The sequence below is a fragment of the Cognatilysobacter segetis genome (assembly GCF_004359965.1).
In the GTDB taxonomy this organism is placed as follows: Bacteria; Pseudomonadota; Gammaproteobacteria; order Xanthomonadales; family Xanthomonadaceae; genus Cognatilysobacter; species Cognatilysobacter segetis.
The window spans coordinates 1-18,287 of record NZ_SMRQ01000054.1; the positions used below are offsets into that span (position 1 = coordinate 1).

Annotated in this window: 18 protein-coding genes; 12 read left to right on the forward strand and 6 right to left on the reverse strand. The window is 72.2% G+C overall.

The window, feature by feature from the left end; genetic code table 11:
* The 9 genes from E4F61_RS14710 to E4F61_RS11385 all read left to right on the forward strand — a co-directional run.
* Positions 1 to 199: lysophospholipid acyltransferase family protein (locus E4F61_RS14710; RefSeq protein ID WP_425480151.1), on the forward strand; the 199-nt coding region annotated here is incomplete at its 5' end.
* Position 200: 1 nt separating this feature from the next.
* Positions 201 to 488 (forward strand): ApeI family dehydratase, encoded by a 288-nt coding sequence (locus tag E4F61_RS11350; RefSeq protein ID WP_133479777.1) that lies wholly within the window; start codon positions 201 to 203, stop codon positions 486 to 488.
* A complete protein-coding gene (locus E4F61_RS11355; protein ID WP_133479778.1) occupies positions 485 to 1,462 on the forward strand; it encodes an LpxL/LpxP family acyltransferase in 978 nt (325 codons plus the stop codon). The genes E4F61_RS11350 and E4F61_RS11355 overlap by 4 nt, the downstream gene beginning before the upstream one ends.
* The gene (locus E4F61_RS11360; RefSeq protein ID WP_133479779.1) at positions 1,383 to 2,030 is read left to right on the forward strand and encodes a LolA-related protein; all 648 of its coding nucleotides are present in this window, start codon (positions 1,383 to 1,385) and stop codon (positions 2,028 to 2,030) included. Before E4F61_RS11355 ends, E4F61_RS11360 begins: the two co-directional genes overlap by 80 nt.
* Positions 2,027 to 4,396 carry an MMPL family transporter gene (locus E4F61_RS11365; RefSeq protein WP_133479780.1) on the forward strand — a complete coding sequence of 790 codons (2,370 nt, stop codon included), beginning with the start codon at positions 2,027 to 2,029 and terminating at the stop codon, positions 4,394 to 4,396. Before E4F61_RS11360 ends, E4F61_RS11365 begins: the two co-directional genes overlap by 4 nt.
* On the forward strand, positions 4,393 to 4,848 hold the full coding sequence (locus E4F61_RS11370) for a hotdog family protein (RefSeq protein ID WP_133479781.1): 456 nt from the start codon (positions 4,393 to 4,395) through the stop codon (positions 4,846 to 4,848). Before E4F61_RS11365 ends, E4F61_RS11370 begins: the two co-directional genes overlap by 4 nt.
* Positions 4,849 to 4,894: 46 nt before the next feature.
* Entirely contained in the window at positions 4,895 to 5,626 is a 732-nt protein-coding gene (gene fabG / locus E4F61_RS11375) for a 3-oxoacyl-ACP reductase FabG (protein WP_133479782.1), read from the forward strand.
* A gap of 52 nt (positions 5,627 to 5,678) precedes the next feature.
* Positions 5,679 to 6,272: a hypothetical protein gene (locus tag E4F61_RS11380; RefSeq protein WP_133479783.1), complete on the forward strand. Its 594-nt coding sequence runs from the start codon at positions 5,679 to 5,681 to the stop codon at positions 6,270 to 6,272.
* Positions 6,273 to 6,329: 57 nt separating this feature from the next.
* A complete protein-coding gene (locus tag E4F61_RS11385; RefSeq protein WP_133479784.1) occupies positions 6,330 to 6,758 on the forward strand; it encodes a hypothetical protein in 429 nt (142 codons plus the stop codon).
* A gap of 6 nt (positions 6,759 to 6,764) precedes the next feature.
* On the opposite strand, the gene E4F61_RS11390 is transcribed toward E4F61_RS11385, so the two are convergent.
* The 4 genes from E4F61_RS11390 to E4F61_RS11405 are packed head-to-tail and all read right to left on the reverse strand — an operon-like array spanning position 6,765 to position 11,203.
* Positions 6,765 to 8,423: an NAD(P)/FAD-dependent oxidoreductase gene (locus tag E4F61_RS11390; protein WP_133479785.1), complete on the reverse strand. Its 1,659-nt coding sequence runs from the start codon at positions 8,421 to 8,423 to the stop codon at positions 6,765 to 6,767.
* Positions 8,420 to 9,241, reverse strand: a complete 822-nt coding sequence (locus E4F61_RS11395; protein ID WP_133479786.1) for a glycosyltransferase family 2 protein — start codon at positions 9,239 to 9,241, stop codon at positions 8,420 to 8,422. The genes E4F61_RS11390 and E4F61_RS11395 overlap by 4 nt, the downstream gene beginning before the upstream one ends.
* Positions 9,234 to 10,010 (reverse strand): beta-ketoacyl synthase chain length factor, encoded by a 777-nt coding sequence (locus E4F61_RS11400; protein ID WP_133479787.1) that lies wholly within the window; start codon positions 10,008 to 10,010, stop codon positions 9,234 to 9,236. The genes E4F61_RS11395 and E4F61_RS11400 overlap by 8 nt, the downstream gene beginning before the upstream one ends.
* Positions 10,007 to 11,203 carry a beta-ketoacyl-[acyl-carrier-protein] synthase family protein gene (locus E4F61_RS11405; RefSeq protein WP_133479793.1) on the reverse strand — a complete coding sequence of 399 codons (1,197 nt, stop codon included), beginning with the start codon at positions 11,201 to 11,203 and terminating at the stop codon, positions 10,007 to 10,009. Before E4F61_RS11405 ends, E4F61_RS11400 begins: the two co-directional genes overlap by 4 nt.
* Before the next feature lie 129 nt (positions 11,204 to 11,332).
* On the opposite strand from E4F61_RS11405, the gene E4F61_RS11410 reads away from it, so the two are divergent.
* Positions 11,333 to 12,016 (forward strand): YdcF family protein, encoded by a 684-nt coding sequence (locus tag E4F61_RS11410; RefSeq protein ID WP_133479788.1) that lies wholly within the window; start codon positions 11,333 to 11,335, stop codon positions 12,014 to 12,016.
* A 105-nt stretch (positions 12,017 to 12,121) separates the two neighbouring features.
* On the opposite strand, the gene E4F61_RS11415 is transcribed toward E4F61_RS11410, so the two are convergent.
* Together E4F61_RS11415 and E4F61_RS11420 are read right to left on the reverse strand one after the other, a co-directional pair.
* Positions 12,122 to 13,918 (reverse strand): DUF885 domain-containing protein, encoded by a 1,797-nt coding sequence (locus E4F61_RS11415; RefSeq protein ID WP_162301480.1) that lies wholly within the window; start codon positions 13,916 to 13,918, stop codon positions 12,122 to 12,124.
* Between the two features lie 75 nt (positions 13,919 to 13,993).
* On the reverse strand, positions 13,994 to 16,255 hold the full coding sequence (locus tag E4F61_RS11420) for a S9 family peptidase (RefSeq protein WP_133479790.1): 2,262 nt from the start codon (positions 16,253 to 16,255) through the stop codon (positions 13,994 to 13,996).
* Positions 16,256 to 16,351: 96 nt separating this feature from the next.
* Here E4F61_RS11420 and E4F61_RS11425 point away from each other — a divergent pair, with 96 nt between their 5' ends.
* Both E4F61_RS11425 and E4F61_RS11430 read left to right on the forward strand, forming a co-directional pair.
* On the forward strand, positions 16,352 to 16,894 hold the full coding sequence (locus E4F61_RS11425; RefSeq protein ID WP_162301479.1) for a biliverdin-producing heme oxygenase: 543 nt from the start codon (positions 16,352 to 16,354) through the stop codon (positions 16,892 to 16,894).
* A partial coding sequence (locus E4F61_RS11430; protein WP_133479792.1) for a GAF domain-containing protein occupies positions 16,891 to 18,287 on the forward strand: 1,397 nt, incomplete at its 3' end. The genes E4F61_RS11425 and E4F61_RS11430, both read left to right, overlap by 4 nt.

Here is an 18,287-nt window from a genome sequence, read left to right on the forward strand (position 1 = left end):
CGCCGGCGTGCCGGTGGTGCCGATGGCGATGAGCGGCGCGGGCGCGATCCTGCCGCCGCACGGCTTCCGGGTGCGGCCGGGCACGATCCGCCTGCGCATCGGCCAGCCGATCGTCGCCGAGGGCACGGGCTCGGAGGCGCGCGACCGCCTCGCCGCGCAGGCGCGCGCCGCGGTCGTCGACCTGCTCGCGCACGACTGACATGGACTTCGTCGTCGACCCCTCGCATCCGAGCCTGCCGGGCCACTTCCCGGGCGATCCGATCGTGCCGGGCGTCGTGCTGCTGGATCGCGTCGTGGAAGCGGTCGAAGCCACGCACGGCCCGCTCGCGCGCCTGCGCCTGCCGCAGGTGAAGTTCCTGCAACCGCTGCGCCCGGGCGAGCCGGCGCGCATCGAGCTCGACGGCGCCGCGCCGCGCTGGCGCTTCCGGGTGCTGCGCGGCGAGGCCCTGCTGGCGAGCGGCGACATCGTCGACGGGGACGCGCCGTGACCGACGCCTGGAAGCAGCGCCCCGAGGGCGGCGGCCGGTTCGCGCTGTGGCTGATCCGCTCGATCGGCCGCTACGGCGGCCGCGGTGTCGGCCGTGCCTGCCTGTACCCGATCACGCTGTACTTCCTGCTGCGCCGTGGCTACGAGCGTGATGCATCGCGGCGCTTCCTCACCGTCGCGCTCGGGCGCCGCGCCACGCTGTGGGACGTCGCGAAGCACATCCACACCTTCGCCGCGACGATCCTGGATCGCATCTTCCTGCTCGGCGGCAAGCTCGACCGGTTCGACATCCGCGTGCACGGCGTCGAAGCGGTGCACGCGCCGCTCGACCGCGGCCAGGGCGTGCTGCTGGTCGGCTCGCACCTGGGCAGCTTCGACGCGATGCGCGTGCTCGGCACCAAGCGGCCGCAGACCACGATCCGCGTGGTGCTCGACAAGGCGCACAACCCGTCGATGCAGCAGCTGCTCGACGCACTCAACCCCGAGCTCGCCGCCAACATCATCGATGCCGGCATGGACGGCCCGTCGCTGGTGCTGGCCATCAAGGAAGCGACCGACGCCGGCGCGCTGGTCGCGCTGCTGGTCGACCGCGCGCAGCCCGGCCAGCCGACGATCGACGTGCCGTTCATGGGCGGCGTCGCGCCGTTCCCGACCTCGCCATGGATGATCGCGGCGATGCTGAAGCTGCCGGTCTGCGTGGCGTTCGGGCTGTACCGCGGCGGCCGCCGCTACGACCTCGAATTCACCATGTTCAGCGAGGGTCTGGTGGCGGAACGGCATAACCGCGCGGCAGTCATCGCCGATTGCGTGCGCCGCTACGCCGCGATCCTCGAGGCCAAGGCGCGACAGGCGCCGTACTGCTGGTTCAACTTCTTCGACTTCTGGCGCGAACCCGATGCTGACGCGACGCTTCCGACTCCTGTTCCCGCTGCTGCTGGCGACGCTCGCGCCGACCCTCCACGCCACCTCGCCTGAGGTCGACGCCGGCTGGATCCTCGGCAAGCTCGCGCGCCCGGCGCCGATGAGCACGCCGTTCGTCGAGCTGCGCGGCTCGCGCCTGCTCAAGAAGCCGCTGCGCATCGAGGGCGAATACGCGCGCCCGGCCGGCGACACGCTGGTGCGGCAGGTGCGCGCACCGTACGTCGAGACGTCGACCATCAAGGCCGGCAGCGTCACCATCGCCCGCGGCGGCGCGGCGCATACGTATTCGCTCGACCGCGCGCCGCAGCTCGCGGGCCAGCAGAACAGCTTCGGTGCGCTGCTGAGCGGTGACCGCGCGCAGCTCGAGCGCGCCTTCCGCGTCGACAGCGAGGGCACGCGCGAGCGCTGGACGCTGCGGCTGACGCCGAAGGACGCGCGCATGGCGGCCTACGTCCGCGGCCTCACGCTGTTCGGGCGTGGCGCCGAGCTGCGCTGCATCGAGACCACGCCGGTGAAGGGCGACCTGCAGCGCACGCTGCTCGCCGGCGCCGCGGTCGCCGCGACGGGTGTCGACGACGCCGCGCGCCTGTCCACGCTCTGCCGCGGCGACGCGGCGCGATGACGGCCGAACCGCGCACGCTCACGCCGCGCCTGCGGCTCGCCCTCGCATTCCTGTGGTTGCTGCTGCTCGGCCTGCTCGGCTGGGCGGCGGGGCGTTCGCTCGATCTCGGCGGCGACCTGCGCAAGTTCATGCCGGCGCCGCGCACGCCGGCGCAGCACCTGCTGATGGACGAGCTGGGCGAAGGCCCGGGCGCGCGCCTGCTGCTGCTGTCGATCGACGGCGGCGATGCGCCGACGCTCGCCGCGCAGTCGCGCGCGCTCGCGGCGAAGCTGCGTGCGACGCCCGGCATCGCGCTCGTCGCGAACGGCGATGCGGACCTCTCCGCGATCCCCGAACGACTGCGCCCCTATCGCTACCTGCTGTCGGACGCGCCCTCCCGCGGCGGCCTGGGTGCGGCGGCGCTGGCCAATCAACTGCAACAACGCGTCGCCGACCTCGGCTCGCCGATGGCCTCGATGATCGAGCCGGTCATCGAGCGCGACCCGACGCTCGAGATGCTCACGCTCGCCGAGCGCTGGCAGCCCGCGGCGTCGCCGCAGAAGGTCGAGGGCGTGTGGTTCAGCCGCGACGGCCGCCGCGCGCTGCTCGCGGTGCAGACCGGCGCGGCGGGCTTCGATCCGAAGGGGCAGGAGGCGGCGGTCGCGTCGATCCGCCGTGCCTTCGACGCCGTGCGCGGGAAGACCGCGTCCCGACTCGTGCTCACCGGCCCAGGCGCGTTCGCGGTGGAGGTCGCGGGCCGTACGCAGCGCGAGGCCAGCCTGATCGGCACCGTCGATTCGATCTGTTTCGTGCTGCTGCTGTGGATCGCCTACCGCTCGTGGAAGGCGCCGCTGCTCGGCGGCCTGCCGCTCGCGACCGCGGGCCTCACCGGCCTCGCCGCGGTGGCCTTCCTGTTCGAAGGCGTGCACGGAATCACCGTCGCGTTCGGCTTCACCCTGATCGGCGTCGCGCAGGACTATCCGATCCACCTCTTCAGCCACCAGCGCCCCGGCCTGTCGCCCTGGGCCAGCGCGAAGGCGCTGTGGCCGACGCTGGGCACCGGCGTCGCGTCCACCTGCATCGCGTACATGACCTTTCTGGTGTCGGGCGTGGAAGGCCTGCGCCAGCTCGCGGTGTTCACGGTGGTCGGCCTCGGCAGCGCCGCGCTGGCCTCGCGCTTCCTTCTGCCGGCGCTGATCGACCCGGCGCCGCGCGACGTCGCGGACTCGACGCGCCTGCGCCGGTGGTGGGCACGCATCGCGCGCTGGCCGCGGCTCGGCGTGGTGCCCGGCATCGCGCTGGCCGTCGTGCTGCTCGCGGTTTTGAAGTTCGCGCCGGGCGCGTTCTGGCAGAACGACCTCTCGAAGCTGACCCCGGTGCCCGCCGACGCGCTCGCGCAGGATTCGGCGCTGCGCGGCGAGCTCGGCGCGCCGGATGTGCGCTACCTCGTCACGATCGACGCGCGCGACACCGAGGCCGCGCTGCAGGCCAGCGAGACGCTCGTGCCGGTGCTCGACGGCCTGCGCGCGCGCGGCGCGATCGCCGGCTACGACCTCGCCGCGCGCTACGTGCCGAGCGCGGCGACGCAGCGCGCGCGCCAGGCGCGGCTGCCGACCGCCAACGTGCTGCGCCGCGACCTTGCCACTGCGGTGGCGTCCAGCCCGTTCCTGCCCGATGCCTTCGACGGCTTCGTCGAGGACGTCGAGACGGCGCGCGCCGCGACGCCGCTGACGCCGCGCGACCTCGAGAACACGCCACTGGCGAGCGCGGTCGAAGGCCTGCTGCTGCCGCGCCGTGACGGCGCGACCGCGCTGGTCACGCTCACCGGCCTCGCCGATCCGGCCGCGGTATCGGCCGCGCTCGCCGGCCACGGCGCGCGCCTGATGGACCTCAAGGACGCCTCGGAATCGCTGGTCGCCGCCTACCGCGGTCGCGTGCTGTGGGCGCTCGCGCTGGCGGCGGTGCTGCTCGCCCTCACGGTGTTCGTCGCGCTGCGCTCGCCGCGCCGCACCCTGCGCGTGCTCGCGCCGATGGCGCTGACCACGCTGCTGATCCTCGCCGTGCTGCGCATCGCCGGTGTCGAGCTCAACCTGTTCCACCTGGTCGCGCTGATCCTCGCGGCCGGCCTCGGCCTCGACTACGCGCTGTTCTTCGACCACGCCGGCGACGATCCCGACGAACAGGTGCGCGCGCTGCACGCGATCATCGTCTGCTCGCTCACCACGCTGATCGTGTTCCTGCTGCTGGGCCTGTCGTCGATCCCCGTGCTGCGCGCGATCGGCCTGCCGGTCGCGCTGGGCGTCGCGTCCAACTTCGTACTGGCGCTGCTGATCGTGCGGCACGACAGCGCGCCCGCGAACGCCGGTGCGATGGAGACCGCGCGATGAGCGACGCCGTCCTCGACCTGCCGCAGTCGCGCGAGGCGATCGCACGCCTCGTTCCGCACCAGGGCCGCATGTGCCTGTGGCAGCGCGTGGTCGCCGCCGACGATCGCCGGATCGTGCTGCAGGCGTTCGACCAGTCGGACGGCGCGCATCCGCTGCGCCACCGCGACCGCCTGCACGCCGTGCACCTGTGCGAATACGGCGCGCAGGCGATGGCGGTGCACGGCGGGCTGCGCGCGGCCGCGACCGGCGGCGCGGCGCGTCCCGGCCTCCTCGTCGCGCTGCGCGGCGTGACGCTGCACCGCGACCGCATCGACGACCTCGACGGCGCGCTCGAGTGCGAGGCCGAGGTGCTGGTCGAGAGCGGGACCGGCGGGCAGTACGGCTTCGTGATCCGGCATGCCGGCACGGTGATCGCCGAGGGCCGCGCCGCGGTGGTCCACCCGCCGGGCTGAGCCACGCATCGGCGACAATGCGCGCCGACCCGAAGCGGAGCCCGACATGACGTCCACCCCCCGACGCGCCCTCGTCACCGGCGGCAGCGGCGACCTCGGCGGCGCGATCGCACGACGCCTCGCCGCGCAGGGCGCGCACGTGATCGTGCACGGCAACGGCCGACTCGAGCGCGCGCAGGCGGTGGTCGACGCAATCGTCGCTGGCGGCGGCCACGCGGAAGCGATCGCGTTCGACGTTGCCGATGCGGACGCGAGCGCGGACGCCATCGCGCGCATCCTCGACGCCGGCGCGGTGCAGATCGTCGTCAACAACGCGGGCATCCACGACGACGCGCCGATGGCGGGCATGAGCCGTGCGCAATGGACGCGCGTCGTCGACGTCTCGCTGCACGGCTTCTTCAACGTGACGCAACCGTTGCTGCTGCCGATGGCGCGCGGTCGCTGGGGGCGCATCGTCAGCATCTCGTCGGTGGCCGCCGTCACCGGCAACCGCGGGCAGGCCAACTACGCCGCCGCGAAGGCCGCGCTGCACGGCGCGTCGAACTCGCTGGCGCGGGAGATGGCCAGCCGCGGCATCACGGTGAACGTGGTCGCGCCCGGCGTGATCGAGGGCAGCATGGCCAAGGACGCGTTCCCGATCGACACCATCAAGCAGATCGTGCCGGCCGCGCGCGCCGGGCGGCCGGAGGAAGTGGCCGCGCTGGTGGGCTTCCTGTGCGGCGACGATGCCGGCTACGTGAACGGGCAGGTGATCGGCGTTAACGGCGGCATGGCGTAGCGACTGCTACACCGTCGGCACGGGTCGGCATGCGCCGACCGGGGGGTATTCCGTGATCCGACGTTTCCTCGCGGCCGCCGTGCTCGCGCTCGCGTTCCTCGCCCCGCTGCACGCGGCCACGCCGACCTTCGACGCGACCGCGCGCAATCCGCCGCCGAGCGTCGCGCTGTCCGCGTTCGACCGCATCGAGGTGGCGCCGCTGGCGCTGGCCGAGGGGCTCGACGCGCACAAGGGCAACGTGATCGCGCAGCGCTACCTGCAGGTCGACCTCGACGAGCGCCTGCGCAAGCGGATCGACGCGCACAACGCGGCCGCGGGCGACGCGCCGGGCCGCACGCTCGTCGTGACGCCCGAGATCACCGCGGTGCGTTTCATCACCGGCGGCAAGCGCCTGCTGTTCGGCGGCTTCGGCGGCAAGTCCTGGGCGGTGCTGACGCTCCGTCTGGCCGACAAGGCGACGGGCGAGGTGATCGCCGAGCCACGCTTCGAGCAGCGCGCCTTCGGCATCTTCGGCGGCTACAGCCTCGGTGCGTCGGACAAGCTGATGCTGGCGCGGCTGGCCGACATGGCCGCGGCCTACCTCGTCGACAATACCGAGGCGCCGGTCGGGGGCGCGGTCGCGGTGTCGACGCGGGCGATGGACTAGTCCACGCCCGGTTCATCGCGTGCCGGGAAGATGGAACGCCTCCGTCGGAGCCCCGCCATGACCCTGCGCCCGCTGCTTCCCGCCGTCCTCCTGCTCGCGCTCGCCGGCTGCGCGAGCGTCTCGCACACGATGATTTCCGACCCGCGTCCGCCGATCGCGGTCGAGCAGGTGCGGGTGTACCTGCAGCCGCCGGCCACGCGCTACGTCGAGATCGCGCTGCTCGATGCGACCACCGGCGACTTCACCTACGGCGCGCAGAACCGCGACGAAGCGCTGATGCTGAAGCTGCGCACCGAGGCGGCCAAGCTCGGCGCCAACGGCGTACAGATCCAGAACCGCGGGCAGGTGCCGTCGTCCAGCGGGGTGGGACTCGGTGTCGGCGGTGGCGGCCGCCACGTGGGCGGCGGCGTGAGCGTGGGCATCAGCCCGCCCAAGGAGCGCGCCAGCGCGGTCGCGATCTGGGTCGACGGCGCGCCGGGCGGCTGAGCCGGCTCAGGCCTCCAGCGCGACGGCCGGTTCGAGTTCGGCGTACCACGCGGCGTCGAGCAGCGGTTCGACCGGCGGCGTGCGCCCGTCCAGCAGCAATTCCAGCGCGGGCTCGGCGATGCCGGGATGGTGGCGGCGCGCGTGCGCGAGCATCTCCGCAGCGAGCGCGTGCATGCGCTCGACGTCGGCCTGCATGCGGGCGATGAACGCGTCGGGCTCGAGTGTGTCGGCGAGCTGGCGGTTGAGTTCGCGGAACCAGCCGATCAGGTACTGGTCGAGCAGGCGGTCGTCGGCCGGTGCGGTGTCGGCACCACGGGACGCGTTGCGCTCGCCCCACTGGCGCAGCAGCGACTGCATGCCGAGGTTGAGCGTGCGCGCCTGGCCGAACAGCGGACGCAGCGCGCCCAGCACCTGCAGGTTCGACAGGTAGCCGGAGAAGAACAGCGGCGCCAGCAGCGACCAGTAGTAGGTGTAGTCCCAGATGATCTTGAGCGGCATCACCTGCGCGTCGCCGAACAGGCCGTACTGCCCCTGGTACAGCGTGAGCGTGTTCTCGTAGAACGAGAAGTAGAGCTGCTGGTACAGCGCCGCCATGCCGTTGATGGGCTGGCCGGCGCGATCGGCCGCGACCATCTCGCAGATGTAGGTGTTGCTGATCGCGATGAAGTCGCTGCCCGGCGAATAGAACGGGTCGAGGAACACGCCGGCCTCGCCGGTGAGCGCCCAGCGATCGCCGCTGAACACCTGCTTGGCGCCGTGCGAGAAATGGCGCAGGAAGCCGAAGTCCTGCAGCGCGTGGTCGCCGTCCTCCAGCGACTGCGCGACGCGCGGCTGGTGCTTTCGCAGCCAGGCCATCGCCTTCTCGTGCGTGTTCATCGTCTCCAGCGGATGCATCGTCCCGTCGCAGACGATGCCGAGCGAATGCTGGCCGGACGAGAGCGGGATCAGCCAGAACCAGTAGCCCTCGCCGCACATGTGGTTGGTCGAGCGCCAGCGGTCCGGCGGCGTGCAGCGCGCGAGCCAGTCGGCATCGGTCGACCACGCGCGCGGATCGATGTGGCCGGACACGCGCCACCAGGCGGAGTTCGCGTCATGGTCGTTGCGCTCGGCGAGGTCGAGCTTGCGCTTGACCAGGCCGGCGCGGCCGCTCGCATCGACCAGCCAGCGCGCGGTGAGCTCCCGCGGCCCGCCGTCGGCCTCGTAGCGCACGGTATGCGTCGCGCCGCCCGCGCCGATGTCGAGGCCGCGCACCACCGCGCCGTCGTGCAGCGTCACGCCCTGCGCGCGCACGTGGTCGGTGAGGAAGTTCTCGAAGCGGCCGCGGTCGATCTGCCAGGACGTGGTCGGCAGCAGGCGGCTGACGCCGAGCTCGGTGCAGCGATCGACGTCCGCATGGCCGTCGCTGAAGAAGAAGCGGAAGCCGAACTTGCGGATGTGCTCGCCGTCGAGGTGCTCGCGCAGGCCCAGCACGTGGGCGAAGTAGTGCGCGCCGATCTCGACCGTCGACTCGCCGACCTTGAACGCGCCCTCGCGCACCGGATGGCGGTGGCGCTCGATGACCGTGATGCGCAGCGACGGGTCGCGGCGCACCAGCTGCAGCGCGAGCGTCAGCCCGGCGAGCCCGCCGCCGAGGATCGCGACATCGACGTCGGGCGAGGCGGTCATGTCAGCTCCGTGGCGCGCATGTCGGGCGTGGACGGCGCGAACTCGCCGCTGGGGTCGAACACGATGACCGGCGTGGCGCGCGTGATGCGGTACTCGCGTGCCAGGCCGCCATAGGCGAGCACCTGCCCGACCACGTGCGAGGTGATGCGCCAGAGGTCGCGCAGCGGTCGGAAATGGCTCTTGCGGAACTGCACCGGCCCGGTGGCCGCCTGGTAGCGCGACTCGATCGGCACCGACACGCAACGCACGCCGAGCAGGCGCGAGGCGGAGATCAGGATCTGCGCTTCGTAGACGAAGTCCTCGCCGGGGATGTCGCCGAGCGAGCACACCGAGGCGGGATAGAAGCGCTGGCCGCTCTGCGTGTCGGCGATGCGGAAGCCGCAGGCGATCGCGATGCCCCAGTCGCCGAACTCGTTCGCAAGCCGGCGATACGTCGGTTGCCGCGAGCGCTTGCGCAGGCGCGCGCCGATGATGATGTGCTCGGGATGCGCGTTCGCCGCCTCGAGCAGGCGCGGGATGTCGTCGGCCGAGTGCTGGCCGTCGCCGTCCATGCTGATCACGCCGTGGCGGCCCTGGCGCATCGCCTCGGCGAAGCCGTCGCGAAGGCCCGCACCCTTGCCCATGCGCGGGGGATGGCGGATCACGGTGATCGGCAGGTCGGCCACGCGCTCGGCGGTGCCGTCGTCGGAGCCGTCGTCGATCAGGATCACGTTCGGACACTGCGCCAGCGCGCCTTCCACGACGTCGCGGATCCGCAGGGCCTCGTTGAGCGCGGGAATGACGATCGCGATGTCGCGGGCGCTGAGCGGCTCAGCCATGCAGGATCTCCACGTCGAGCACGCGGCCGGGACCGGCCTTGAGCGTGCAGCGCGGCGAGCAGGCCGCGAGTGCTTCGAACAGCGGCAGCATCGGCCGCATCGCGTTTTGCGGTGCGCACTGCAGCAGCGCGCCCTCGACCTCGCCGGCCTCGCCGTCGCGCAGCGACAGGCTGAGGCGCGGGCCGCCATCGCGGCGTGACAGCACGAGCGCGCCGCCGAGCAGGCCCTGGCTGGGCGAGACCTTCGTCAGCGGGCCCGCTGACGCGCTGTCGTAGCCGACCAGCAGCACCGCATCGGCGCCGGTGGCGAGCTGCGTGCAGGCCTCGACCAGGCCCTGCGCGAAGGTCGCATCGAAAGCGCTGATCGAGGTGGCCGGTGCCATCGCGCCGGCGCCGATCGTCCAGTAGCCCGCGGCCGCGTTGTGCACCGAGTTGTGGAAGCGGATCGGCGAGACCGAGGCCGGCTGGTCGGCCAGCGTGGCGCACATGTAGTCGGTGATCGCGAGGTCGCCGTGCATCGAAGCGAACACGGACGGCAGCGATTTCGCATCGCGGCCCGCGGCGGTGCAGGCCGCGAGCGCGACGTCGAGCGCGACGGCGACGCTGTCGGGCGCGCGGCGACGCTCGTTGGGTGGCAGCAGCTGTGGCGACGGGCGCGCGGGTGCGGCGTCGGGCAGGGCGCCGTCGCGCACGAAGGCGCGCGCGGCGTTCCAGTCCGGCAGGCCCGGCGCCCAGAACCCGATGCCCTCGATGGTGGCGGCGAGCCTCATGCGGCGCGCCCGAACAGCAGCGAGCAGTTGTTGCCGCCGAAGCCGAAGGAATTGTTCATCGCGTAATCGATGCGGCGCGTGGCGTCCTCGAAGCGGATCTGCGGGCCGCAGGCCTCGTCGGGCGTGTCCGAGCCGAGGATGCCGGGCAGCTCGCCGGATTCGAGCGCGAGCAGCGCGATCACCGACTCCACGATCCCGGCCGCGCCGAGCGTGTGGCCCGTGTAGGCCTTCGTCGAACTCGCGTGCAGCGTGCCGGGAAACACCGCCTTCACCGCCAGCGATTCGGCGCGATCGTTCGCGGGCGTCGCGGTGCCGTGCAGGTTGAGGTAGCCGACGTCGCCCGCGTCGATGCCGCCACGCGCGAGCGCGTCGCGCATCGCGAGCTGCGCGCCGAGGCCTTCGGGATGCGGCGCCGACATGTGGTGCGCGTCCGACGACTCGCCGTAGCCGCGCAGCTGCAGGCCGGTGTCGCCGTCGTGTGCGCGCTCGACCACCGCGAAGCCGCCGGCTTCGCCGAGGGACAGGCCGTCGCGCGTGGCGTCGAACGGCTTGCAGGGGTTCTTCGACACCAGTTGCAGCGAGTTGAAGCCGAACAGCACGCTGCCGCAGAGCGTGTCGACGCCGCCGACGATCGCGGCATCGACCACGCCCGCCTCGATCAGGCGCGCCGCCTGCGCGAACACCTTGGCGCTCGACGAGCAGGCGGTGGCTACGGTGACGCAGGGGCCGCGCGCGCCGGTGGCCTGCTGCACGAAGTCGCCGGGCGAATGCACGGTGTGGACGATCGCGCGGCGCAGGTCGGCGGGGAAGGCCGGGCTGCCGTCGGTGTCGGGCGCCAGCCGCGTGTAGGCCTCTTCCGTCGCGCCGATGCTCGAGGTCGAGGTGCCGATCACCACCGCGACGCGGTCGGCGCCGTAGCGGGCGATGGCCGCGCTGGCGGCGTCGAGCAGGCCGTCCTGCTGCAGCGCGAGCCAGGCGAGCCGGTTGTTGCGGCATTCCCACTTCGACCAGCCGGCCGGCAGCGGCGCGTCCTCGAGGCCGTCGACGCGGCCGATCCAGCAGTCCAGCCGCTCGCTGCCGAAATCATTGCGGCGCAGGCCGCTGCGGCGCTCGCGCAGCGCGCGGCGGTGGGCATCGAGGCCGCGGCCGAGCGCGCTCGTCGCGGTGAAGGCCCGGATCGCCAGCGGCGGCATCGGTGTTGCGTCGGACGGCAAGGGCGCGGCTCCAGGCAGGGTCGGGAAGTATGCCAGCGGTCATCCTTCACGCCGGCTTGATGGCATATTCTCGCGGCGCCGGGCTGGCTCCGGCTGAACGTGCCGACGATGTCCTCCCGCGCCCACCACCAGTTCGCCCTGTTCAGGGACCGCGACGTGCTCCATACGGGCATCGTCGCGCTGGCCGCCTGCGTGCTCAGCGCCGGGCTCGTCTATCTGCCGTATCTGGTCCACGTGGTGCGCACCGCTCGCCGCGCGCCCTGCGCGCCGCACGACGGCTCGCACCTGCTGCTGTTCGGCAAGCATGCGCCGAAGGGGCGGGTCGACGGCGATTTCGCCGCCCGCCTCGACCGCGCCGCGGCCCTGTGGCGCGAGCATCCGCAGCGCCGCTTCGTGCTGCTCGGCGGCGGGCCGCAGGGCGAGCCGACCGAGGCCGAGATCGCGCAGCGCGAACTGCTGGCGCGCGGGCTGTCGCCGGATGCGCCGATGCAGCTCGAATCGGGCTCGCGCGACACGCTGCAGAACCTGCGCAATGCGCGGCAGATGCTGGGCGATGCGGTGCGCGGGCGGGTCACGCTGCTCAGCAACCGCTACCACCTCGCGCGCTGCGCCATGTTCGCGCGCCAGTTGGGCTTCGACGTCGAGCTCTGCGCGGCCGAGCCCTCGCTGCCGCTGCGACCGCGCACGGTGGTGCGCCTCGTCGGCGAAGCGGCCTACCTGTGCTGGGCCGACATCGGCACCCGCTGGGCGCGCTTCATCGGCAACGACCGGATGCTGGCGCGGGTAACCTGAGCCTGCGCGTATCGCGTTGCCCCGCGGTCGCGCTCGACCTTCGCCGCCCGAAACGAAGAACGCCCGCATCGCTGCGGGCGTTTTCGCATCCGTTGTCGAACGGCCTCAGCCCTTCTTCGCCTTCTGCTGCGGCACGAACTGCTCGCGCACCGCCTTGGCCAGCAGCTTCGGCGGCAGCAGGCCCTGGTCGAGCAGGAAGTCGTTGAAGGCCTTGCGGTCGAACCGGTCGCCCAGCGCGATCTCGGTCTCGGTGCGCAGCTGCATCAGCTGGCTGTAGCCGTAGAAGTAGCTGCCGGCCTGGCCCGGCGACTTCACCGAGTAGCGGTCGACCTCCTGCCGCGCCATCGCCTTGGACAGGCCGACCTTATCCACCAGCCAGTCGAACGCGGTGTCGCGGTCGGCCAGGCCGAGGTTGATCATCGGGTCGAGCATCGCGCGGCTGGCGCGCAGCAGGCGCAGCTGCAGGGCGATCAGCTGACCGTCGAGCGGCTCGTACGGGACCATTTCGGCCTCGGCGTACAGCGCCCAGCCCTCGACGTTCACCGAGTTGAAGGCGTAGAGCGTGCGCGCCAGCGAGATGCCGCGCTCGACCATCGCGGTGAACTGCAGCTCGTGGCCCGGGCGGCCCTCGTGCGCGGAGAGCGTCCACGCGCCGGCAGGGTAGTTGAAATCGTCGTACGGGCCGTCGGCGCCGGCATTCGGGTTCGACAGCGGCAGCACAAACGTGCCCTGCTGGCCGGTATTGCCCACCAGCGGCGCCGGCAGGAAGTGCGGCGCCGGCTGCTGCGCGTTCTCCGCGGGCGTGCCCACGCGCATCTGCATCGGGCGGTTGGGCAGCTCGACCACGCGGTTGGCCGCGATCAGGCGATCGAGCTCGGGCATCACCACGGTGCGGTAATGCGTTTCGATCTGCGCATCGGGGATCGGCGATTTCTTGAGCTGGCGGATCACCGCGACGTAGTTGGTGTCGGTCCACCCGTGCGCCTTGGCGACCAGCGGCGCGATCTGCTGCATCGCGTTGCGCGTCTCCGCGAACTCCATCTGCGCGCGCTCGATCAGCGTGCGCGGATCGATGTCGATGCCGACGTTCTTGAGCGACAGCGCGTACAGCTCCGGCGGCAGCGAATAGGTGGTGCGCGCCTTCGGCAGCACGGTCGACTTCGTCCACGCGGCGTAGTCGGCGAGCTGCTTGTCGAGCTCGGCGAGCGCCGGGCCCGCATCGACCTTGTACTTGTCGAAGAGCTGCTTGATGCCGGCGCGGTAGGTATCGAGGTTGTCGAGCGACTGCTGCACCTCGACCTGCGTCGGCATCAGCAGGCCGGCCTCGCTCCGCTCCTCGTAGCGCTGGCGCGCGAGCGTGGCGAGCGGCGTCGTGCCCGGCGCCATGCCGACGTAAGCCTGCAGGCGCTTGACCGCCATCGCGCGCCGCGCCGGCGGCGTCTGGTCGGACAGCAGGCCCTGCAGGCCGCCGAAGACCGTCTGGCCGACGTCGAGCCACGGGCGCGTCATCTGCTCGTTGACGGCGCTGGCCTCGATCGCGTCGTCGGCCGCCTGGATCAGGATCTCGAGGTCCTGGCGGACGTTGGGATCCTTCTCGGTGGCGAGCTTGGCGCGCAGCTCGTCGCGCGCCTTCGCGGTGGCCTCGCGGTAGCGTGCGCCGAAGCCGGGGCCGTAGTCGAAGACCTTGTCGTCGAAGCCGGGCACGCCGAAGAACGAGAGCTGCTCGGGCTGGAACGGGCCCTGCGCCGTCAGCAGGACCTGCGCATAGGCATTGCTGCGCGCGACCCAGGCGGGCGCGGGCTTCGCCGCGGCGGTTTTGGCGGCGGGCGCCGCCGGCGCGGCGAGGGCGAGGCCCGGCGCGGTGAGGGCCAGCGCGAGGGCGAGGACGAGCGGCTTGGTCATGGCGATGTCGGGCTCCGGGGAAGCGTCGAGGATGGCGCGGCCGCGCGGAGCGGCCATGCGCCGAAGGTCACGCGGTCAGGGCTTGAGGCAACGCGCGAGGAACGCGTCGGTCATCTTCATGCGGTGCAGCTGGTCCTTGCCCTTCAGGCCGTGCTTGGCACCGGGATACGTCATCAGCTCGAACGGCTGGCCCCGCTGCTGCAGTGCGCTCATGAGCGCGGTGGAGTTGGTGAACAGCACGTTGTCGTCGGCCATGCCGTGCAGCACGAGCAGCTTGGGCGCGTTCTCGCCGACCAGGCCGTCGATGTGCTCGAGCACGCGCGCGGCCTTGTAGCCGGCGGGGTTGGACTTCGGCAGGTCCATGTAGCGCTCGGTGTAGTGCGTGTCGTAGAGGCCCCAATCGGTGACGGGCGCGCCAGCGACGCCGCATTCGTAGTCGCCCTGGCCGCGCGCTAGCAGCATCAGCGTCATGTAGCCGCCGTTGCTCCAGCCGTAGACGCCGACGCGGTCCTTGTCGATGCCCGGCTGCGACGTGAGCCAGTGCAGCGCCGCGCGCTGGTCGTCGACTTCCACGGTGCCCTGCTTGCCGTACAGCGCCCCGCCGAAGGCCGCGCCGCGCCGCGGCGTGCCGCGGTTGTCGACCGAGAACACCACGTAGCCGTGCTGCGCGAAGTACTGGTTGAGGTCGGGCTGCCAGGTCTCCTTCACCGTCTGCGAGGCGGGGCCGCCGTAGACGTTGACGATCACCGGGTAGCTCTTCGAGGCATCGAAGCCTTCGGGCTTCATCACGAAGTAATGCAGCGGGGTGCGGCCGTCGGCGGCCTTCACCGTGCCGAATTCCATCGGGCGGTGCGCGGCGCGGTAAGGCGCGTACGGATGCTTCGGATCGTTCAGGTCGTTCCTGACCAGCGTCGCGATTTCACCGCCGTCGGCGCGATGCAGCACGAGCTGCGGCGGCGTGGTCGGATTCGACCAGCTGTCGACGTACACGCTCGCGTTCGACGCGAAGCTCGCGCCGTGCCAGCCGGCTTCCTTCGACAGCTTCTCGATCGCGCCGCCCTTAAGCGGCACGCGGTAGATCTGCGACTGCGTCGGCGACTCGCGACCGGCGCTGAAGTACACCCAGCCGTTCGGCTCGTCGACCGCGAGCAGGCTGTCGACCGGCCACTCGCCCGACGTCAGGGCGCGCGCCTTGCCGGCCGCGTCGACGACGTAGAGATGCTCGAAGCCGGTGCGCTCGCTGCTCCAGAGGAACGAGCCGTCCTTCAGGAAGCGCAGCGCATCGTGCAGCGGCACCCAGGTCTTCGAATGCTCGGTGGCGAGCGTGCGCTGCTTGCCGGTGCCGAGGTCGGCCTCGACCAGCTCGAGCGTCTTCTGGTCGCGCGCCTGGCGCTGGAAGGCGACGTGCTGCGGATCGCGCCAGTTCACGCGCGCGAGGTAGATGTCCGGATTCCTGCCGAGGTCGATCCAGCGCGGCTGCTTCGAGGCGCCCGACGGATCGACAACGCCGAGCTGGATGCCGACGTTGGTATCGCCCGCGGCCGGGTAGCGCTGCTCGACGACCTCGGTGCGATCCGGGTACACCTCGTAACGCTTCTGCACCGGCACCTTCGACTCGTCGATGCGCGCGAACGCGATCGCCGAATCGTCCGGCGCCCACCAGTAGCCGGTGTGGCGGTCCATCTCCTCGTCGGCGACGAACTCGGCGACGCCGTTGCCGATCGTCTCGCTGCCGTCGGAGGTGAGCTGGCGCTGCTGGCCCGAGGCGAGGTCGATCACCCACAGGTTGCGGCCGCGCACGAAGCTCACGTACTTGCCGGCCGGCGAGATCTTGGGATCGGTCGCGAAGCCTTCCTTGTCGGTGAGCTTGCGCACCGCGTCCTTGCCGGACTTGGCGAGGTCGTAGAGATAGAGCTCGCCGCCGAGCGGGAACAGCAGCGTCTTGCCGTCGGGCGAGAACTGGTAGTCGACGATGCCGGACAGCGCCGCGATGCGCTGGCGCTCGCGGCGCGCCTTCTCTTCATCGGAGAGCACTTCGGCGCCGGGCAGCACGTCGTCGGAATCGACCAGCCGCGTGGTCTTGCCCGACGCGACGTCGTAGGCCCAGAGGTCGAGGCGATTGCGGTCGCGCTCCTTGCCGCGCAGGAACGTGACGCGCGTCCCATCCGGCGACACCTTCGGGCGCAGCAGGCTCGGGCCGGACAGCGGCGCGTCGCCGGCGAGGGCTTCGAGCGTGAGGCGGGACGGGGCGTTCGGCGTGGCGGCGGCGACGGGCAGGCTCACGAGGGCGGGGACGAAGACGGCGAGAAGGAGGGCGTGCAGCCGGGTGCGGTTCATGAAGGGCGTGCGATCGCGAAGGTGCGGCGACTGTAACCGGGCGCTATGTGCGCTGTCCCACCGACGCCGTTCATCGACCGCTGCTACGGTTCGGTGATGCATTCTTCACACGACACGCTGCGATGGCGGCTCCGTCACGCCACCGCGGAGGCGCATGCGCGCGTCGACGCCCGCATCGGCGACTTCACCGACGTCGCCAGCTACGCGGCGTTCCTGCAGGCGATGCATCGCTTCGTGCGCAGCGCGCGTCGCGTGCTCGGCGATCCGGCCGACCTCGTCGCCTGTCAGCTCGCACTGGAAGCCGACCTCGCCGACGTCGGCCGCCCGCCGTTGCCGGGCGAGCCGGACGCGGCCCCGCGCCGCGACGATGCGCGCCTGGGCTGGCGCTACGTGCTGGCCGGCTCCGCGCTCGGCGCGCGCCTGCTGCTGCGCCGCGTCGCCACGCTCGGCTTCGACGCCACGCGGGGCGCGCGCTACCTCGCCCGGCATGCCAGCGGCGATGCCTGGCCGAGCCTGCTCGCCAGCCTCGACGGCCTCCACCTCGATGAAACCGCGCAGCGCGCGGCCTGCGACGCCGCCAATGCCGCGTTCGCGCAGGTCGAGCGCGCGCTCGACGACGCCCGGGACGTAACCGCATGACCCGGTTGAACACGATCGACGCCGACGGCTGCGCCAAGGAGCCCATCCACCTGTCCGGCGCGATCCAGGCGCACGGCTACCTCGTCGCGTGCGCGATGCCCGACTGGACCGTCCGCCAGGTGTCGGCCAACATCGAGGCGCTGCTCGACGTGCCGGTGGACGCGCTGCTCGGCCACAGCCTGCGCGAGTACGTCAGCGAGGACGTGCTGCAGGGCATCCTCGACACGCTGTCGCTCACGGCGCCGAATGCGAACGCGCAGCGCGCCGGCCTCGCGAATCTCGGTCCGCTCGGCACGGCCTGCGACCTCGTCGTGCACGTCGCCGACGACCTCGTGCACATCGAGATCGAGCCGCGCCACGGCCGCGGCCCCGCCCCGCAGCCGACCGCGCTCGCGCAGTCGATGATCGCCGCGGTGGCGCACGAGCCGCCGGAGAACTTCCACGAGTACGTGGCCGCGCAGGTGCGCGAACTCACCGGCTACGACCGGGTGATGATCTACCGCTTCCTCCACGACGGCGCCGGCGAGGTGATCGCCGAGGCGCGCGCGGACGACCTCGAGCCCTACCTCGGCCTGCGCTATCCCGCCTCCGACATCCCGCCGCAGGCGCGCGCGCTGTACCTGCGCAACCGCCTCCGCGTGATCCCGGACGTCGACTACGTGCCGGTCCCGATCCTGCCCGGCCGCATCGACGACCGGCCGCTGGACCTCTCGCAGCACGCGCTGCGCAGCGTCTCGCCGATCCACCTCGAAGACCTGCGCAACATGGGCGTGGGTGCCTCGATGTCGATCTCGATCATCGCCGGCGGCCGCCTCTGGGGCCTGATCGCCTGCCACCACCGCGCGCCGCGCCTGGTGCCGCCGGTCATCCGGGCCGCGGCGGACCTGTTCGGCCTGTTCGTGTCGATGCGCGTGGCCGCACTGGAGCAGCAGCGCACGGTCGCGCACTTCGAGCATGCGCAGCAGGTGCGCGACGCGCTGGCGCAGCGGCTCGTAGGCGCACGCGACTTCGACGCGGCGCTCGCCGACGAGCTGCCGCTGCTGCGCGACAGCCTCGGCGCGGATGGCGTCGCGGTGTGGGCGCAGTCGCGCTGGCAGGCGGCGGGCGACGTGCCCGATCCGCGCCGCGCGGTGCAGCTGATCGACTGGCTGCAGGCGCAGGGCGCGGTCTCGCTGACCGCCAGCGATGCGATGGCCGAATGGGCGCCGCCGGTCGAGGGCGACCCGGTGGCCGGCGTGCTGGCGCTGCGGCTCGGTGCCGACGACTGGCTGCTGCTGTTCCGCAACGAGCAGGTGGAAACCGTGCGCTGGGCCGGCGAGCCCGCGAAGGCGCTGGTGCCCACCGACGACGGCCTGCGCATCGCGCCGCGCCGCAGCTTCTCCGTCTGGCGGGA